This is a genomic window from Actinomadura sp. (genome assembly GCF_044508335.1).
Taxonomy (GTDB): domain Bacteria; phylum Actinomycetota; class Actinomycetes; order Streptosporangiales; family Streptosporangiaceae; genus Spirillospora.
In genome coordinates this window covers 2,997-7,864 of record NZ_JBIQHY010000190.1, presented here as the reverse complement: position 1 = coordinate 7,864, position 4,868 = coordinate 2,997, and the positions used below count along the sequence as shown (strand labels likewise).

3 protein-coding genes are annotated in these 4,868 nt (G+C 73.3%); 2 read left to right on the top strand and 1 reads right to left on the bottom strand.

Translation table 11 applies throughout. From position 1 onward, the window contains the following. The first annotated feature begins 468 nt into the window (after positions 1-468). On the top strand, positions 469-1,446 hold the full coding sequence (locus tag ACIWVC_RS33550) for an ATP-binding cassette domain-containing protein (protein ID WP_396449618.1): 978 nt from the start codon (positions 469-471) through the stop codon (positions 1,444-1,446). Further along, the gene (locus ACIWVC_RS33545) at positions 1,443-2,264 is read left to right on the top strand and encodes an ABC transporter permease (RefSeq protein ID WP_396449617.1); all 822 of its coding nucleotides are present in this window, start codon (positions 1,443-1,445) and stop codon (positions 2,262-2,264) included. The genes ACIWVC_RS33550 and ACIWVC_RS33545 overlap by 4 nt, the downstream gene beginning before the upstream one ends. A gap of 132 nt (positions 2,265-2,396) precedes the next feature. Here ACIWVC_RS33545 and ACIWVC_RS33540 read toward each other — a convergent pair. Next, the coding region (locus tag ACIWVC_RS33540) for an ATP-binding protein (protein ID WP_396455083.1) at positions 2,397-4,868 on the bottom strand (2,472 nt) is incomplete at its 5' end.

Here is a 4,868-nt window from a genome sequence, read left to right as displayed (position 1 = left end):
CGATCCGTAGGAGATGCCCTGCGGGCCGGCCACCTCGCGGCGTCCTGCATCCCGTCTGGGCTTGCCTATCCAGAGTACCCCGGCTCGAAGCAAGCTGCGAACCGTTTTCCTCTGTCGGCTTCCCCCGGGGCCGGCCGCCTCGTTCGGCGTCCCGCATCCCCTTGGGGCACGACAGAGATTAGGCAGCCCCGGAGGGCCCGTCAAATCAGCGCTGCCCGCGCATCCGGGCGCGGAGACCGCCGGCCGCCCCCGGGTGTCCGCTTCGTCCAACACCGACGGCAAAGGCAAGCCGCCGCCCAAAATTCCACCCCGAACGTCGAAGCCGCAGGTCAGGACCGCCTTTCCGGGTCGGCATCAGTGCGGCGTCAGCGGTCTGTCAGCGTCCGGACGCCGATGTACGCGGCATGTCAGCGCCTTCCCGCACGGTGGTGACCGTCACAGATGACGCAGATGCGAAAGGCGAGATCGATGGACGAAGTGATCCGCGCGGAGGGGCTGCGGAAAAGGTTCGGTGAGACCAGGGCCTTGGACGGCGTGGACATCACCGCGCGGCGCGGCACGGTGCTCGGGGTGCTGGGTCCGAACGGGGCCGGCAAGACGACCGCGGTGCGGGTGCTGGCGACGCTGCTCAAGCCGGACGCGGGCCGGGCCGAGGTGGCCGGCTACGACGTGGTCAAGGACTCGGCGCGCGTCCGGGCGAAGATCGGGTTGACGGGGCAGTACGCGTCGGTGGACGAGGAGCTCACCGGCACCGAGAACCTCGTGATGATCGCCCGCCTGCTGGACTTCAGCCGCAGGGAGGCGAAGGCCAGGGCCCGGCAGCTGCTCGACCGGTTCCGCCTCACCGACGCCGCGTCCCGCGCCGTCAAGACGTACTCGGGCGGCATGCGCCGGCGGCTGGACCTGGCGGCGAGCCTGATCAATCGGCCGGAGGTCATCTACCTGGACGAGCCGACGACCGGGCTGGACCCGCGGGCCCGCAACGAGGTGTGGGACACGGTCCGGGAGGTCGTCGCCGACGGCGCCACGGTGCTGCTGACGACGCAGTACCTGGAGGAGGCCGACGCGCTCGCCGACCGGATCGCGGTGTTCGACCACGGCCGCGTCATCGCCGAGGGCACGTCCGACGACCTGAAGGGGCAGATCGGGCAGCAGACCCTGGTGGTGCGCGCGACGGAGCCGCACCGCACCGCCCAGCTCACCGCGATCGTCGCCGAACTCACCGGCGAGCGGCCGGAGGTGCAGGACGCGACCGGGGTCGTCACGGCCGCGGTGAACGACCCGAAGCTCCTGTCGGCGCTGGTCCGGCGGCTGGACGACGCGTCCATCACGGCGGCGGAGCTGGCGCTGCGGCTGCCGAGCCTGGACGAGGTGTTCCTCACGCTGACGGGCCACCTCGCCGAAGAAGCACAGTCCGAACTCGTCCCCGAGGGGAGCATGGCATGACCACGATGACCGTCGACGTCCGCCCGGCGGCGGCCGAGCCGCCCGCGCGGATCAGCCCGCGCCGCACGCTCCGGCACGGCCTGACGCTGGCGTGGCGCAATGTCGCCCAGCTGAAGCACTCGCCGGAGAAGCTGCTGGACACGACGCTGATGCCGATCGTGTTCCTGATCCTGTTCCTGTACGTGTTCGGCGGCGCGGTCGCCGGCGACACGCACTCCTACCTGCAGAAGCTGCTTCCGGGGCTCGTCGCGCAGATGGCGATGTTCGCGACGATGGGGCTCGGGACGGCGCTGAACGAGGACATCCACCGGGGCGTGTTCGACCGGTTCCGCAGCCTGCCGATCGCGCGTTCGGCGCCGCTCATCGGGACGGTCCTCGGGGACACGGTCCGGTTCATCACCGTGATGACGATGCTCGTCGGGTTCGGTTCGATCCTCGGCTTCCGGTTCCACACCGATCCGCTGTCGGTGCTGGCGGCGTTCGGGGTGGCGTACGTGTTCTACCTCGCGATGTCGTGGGTCTCCGTCCTGGTGGGGCTGCTCGCGCCGTCGCCGGAGACGGTGCAGGGGCTCGCGTTCCTGTGGGTGATGCCGCTGACGTTCGGCAGCAGCATCCTCGTCCCGGACACGTCCACGATGCCGGGCTGGCTGGAGGCGTGGACGAAGGTCAACCCGGTCACGCACCTGGCGGAGGCGGTGCGGGCGCTGACGGTCGGCGGCCCGGTCGGCGACCACGTCTGGTACACGTTCGCCTGGGCCGCGGGCATCATCGCGGTCACGTTCCCCCTGGCGATGCGCATGTACTCCCGCCGCACCTGAGACGATCCCGCGCAGCGGACGCGCCGTTCCCCGGCCGGGGAACGGCGCGTCCGCTGCTTTCGGAAGCCGGTCGCGCTCCTCGGGCGGCGCGGGCGCCTTCCGCGATCGGACGGCCGCCGCCGCGGGCGGAGGTCAGATGGAGGTGACCAGGTCGACGCCCAGCTCGAAGATCTCCTCGCGCGTGACCGAGCGGCCGCGCTCGTAGGCGGCGGTGAACGCGTCGCCGCCCAGTGCCCGTTTCGCGGTGGACAGCGTCCGGGTCACGTCGTAGGACGCCGAGTCCGGGTAGCCGTGCAGGTTGTGGGCGGTGCCGAGCAGTTCGGCGGCGCGGACGTGGTCGCCGCGCGCGGCGGCGTAGGCGGCGAGGCCCTCGATGAGGGTCGCCACGGTCGGGTTGCCCATGAGCGCGTCGCCCCCCAGGTTGCGGAACGCCGCGAGGTGCCAGCGCCGCGCCGCCTCCAGGTCGCCGTCCTCTTCGGCGAGGCAGCCGAGGCGGCTGTAGGTGCGGCGGGCGGACTGGACGACGTCGGGCCGGTGCTCGCGGTGCTCGATCCACTTGTAGGCGCGGTCCGCGTGGCCGCGTGCGGTCTCCCGGTCGCCCTCCTGGAGCGACAGCTCGCACAGCAAGAGGGAGGCGGCCGCGGCGTCGGCGAACTCGCCGATCCGTTCCGTCTGCGCCATGGCGCGTTCGAGGTCCTCGCGGGCGCGGGCGACATCGCCGAGCCGGGCCCGCGCGAGGCCGAGCTGGGTGAGGATCGCCGCGCCCTGCTCGTGGCTGACCCCGGTCGTGGCGTAGCCGTACGCCTCCTCGCCGAACCGGACGGCGTCGGCGAGCTCTCCGCGCGCCAGCGCGACCTGCATCATCCCGCTCAGGGCGACGATCATCCCGAAGCGGTCGCCGAGCTCCCGGAACCGGGCGTAGCCGTCGGCGGCCTCCGTCGCGGCCTCGTCGATGTCCCCGACGTTGATCCCCATGTGCGCCTGGAGGACGCGGGCGACGGCCCGGACCCACGGGTCGGGGTGCTCCCTGATGCCGCTCAGCCGCTCCCGCACCTCGTGGATGTCCCCGGTGAAGATGGCGGACGCCGGGCGGGCCAGGGCGAGGACGGGGTGCATCGGCGACTCGGGCACGACGGCGAGGATGTCGTCCATCATCGCCCGCAGCGACTCGGGCGTCGGCCCGGACTCCCTCTTCATCTCGCTGACGAGGCCGGCCGAGATGGTGCAGAGGGCGTACTCCTCCTCCAGGCCGGCGGGCGGGGCGCCGCCGGCCATCTCGCGGATGGCGACCGCCCAGCCGCCCCCCTCGACCTCCAGGTCGCGCAGCGTGTAGTACCACACCAGCGCCGCGATGAGCCGCAGCCCCATCCGGACGTCGCCGGTCTCGGTCAGGTGCCGGAACGCGACCGTGATGTTGTCGCGCTCGGCGGCGACACGTTCGACCCAGCGCAGCTGGTCGCGGCGGCGCAGCTCCGGTTCGGCGCGCTCGGCGAGCCCGACGAGGTAGGCGGCGTGAGCGTCGCGGACGCGCCGCTCCTCGCCGGCCTGGGCGAGCCGCTCCGCCGCGTACACGCGGACGGTCTCCAGCAGCCGGTAGCGGACGTCGGCGTCACCGTCGACCATCACCAGCGACTTGTCGATCAGCGCGGCGATCACGTCGATGACGTCGTGGGACTCGTCCCCGTCGAGCCCGCACACGTGGACGGCGGCCTCGGGCGTGGCGCCGCCCGCGAACACCGACAGCCGGCGCAGCACGGTGCGCTCCACGTCGTCCAGCAGGTCCCAGCTCCAGTCGACGACGGCGCGCAGCGTGCGGTGCCGGGGCAGCGCGGTGCGGCTGCCGCCGGTCAGCAGCCGGAACCGGTCGCCGAGCCGCGCCGCGACCTGGCCGGGGGTGAGGGAGCGCAGCCGGGCGGCGGCCAGTTCGATGGCGAGCGGGATGCCGTCGAGCGCCCGGCAGATCGCGACGACGTCGGCGACGGTGCCGGCGTCCACGGCGAAGCCGGGGCGGACGGCGGCCGCCCGGTCGGCGAACAGCCGTACCGACGCGTAGCCGAGGGCGTCGGCCGGGTCGGCGACGTCCTCGTCCGGCAGCGGCAGCGACGGGACGGGGCACAGCGACTCGCCGGTGATGCCGAGCGGCTCGCGGCTCGTCGCGAGGATCCGGACGCCGGGCGCCTGCGCGAGGACGTGGTCGACGAGCCGCGCGACGGCGTCGATGAGGTGCTCGCAGTTGTCCAGGACGACGATCATGCGCTTGGCGGCGAGGAAGTCGATCAGCCGTTCCATTGGCCGCACGCCCACGCGCGTCTCGCCCGGCCGGACGGTCTCGGGGACGCCCAGCGCGGACAGCACGGCCTGCACGGCGTCGCCCGGTTCGGTGACCGGGGCGAGCGGGACGAACCAGACGCCGTCCGGCATCTCCTCGACGAGCGCGGCGGCGCTCTCCCCGGCCAGCCGCGTCTTCCCGGCGCCGCCGGGCCCGGTGAGGGTGACGAGCCGGGTCTCGCGGAGCAGCTTGCCGACCCGCCGCGACTCCTCCTCCCGGCCGACGAAGCTGGTGAGCTGCGCGGGCAGGTTGGTGCGCGGCACGGGCGGCGCCTC

What these genes read in the sequence shown, in the direction of transcription:
- ACIWVC_RS33550 (WP_396449618.1), top strand. Translation starts at nt 469, where the DNA reads ATGGACGAAGTGATCCGCGCGGAGGGGCTGCGGAAAAGGTTCGGTGAG.
- ACIWVC_RS33545 (WP_396449617.1), top strand. Translation starts at nt 1,443, where the DNA reads ATGACCACGATGACCGTCGACGTCCGCCCGGCGGCGGCCGAGCCGCCC.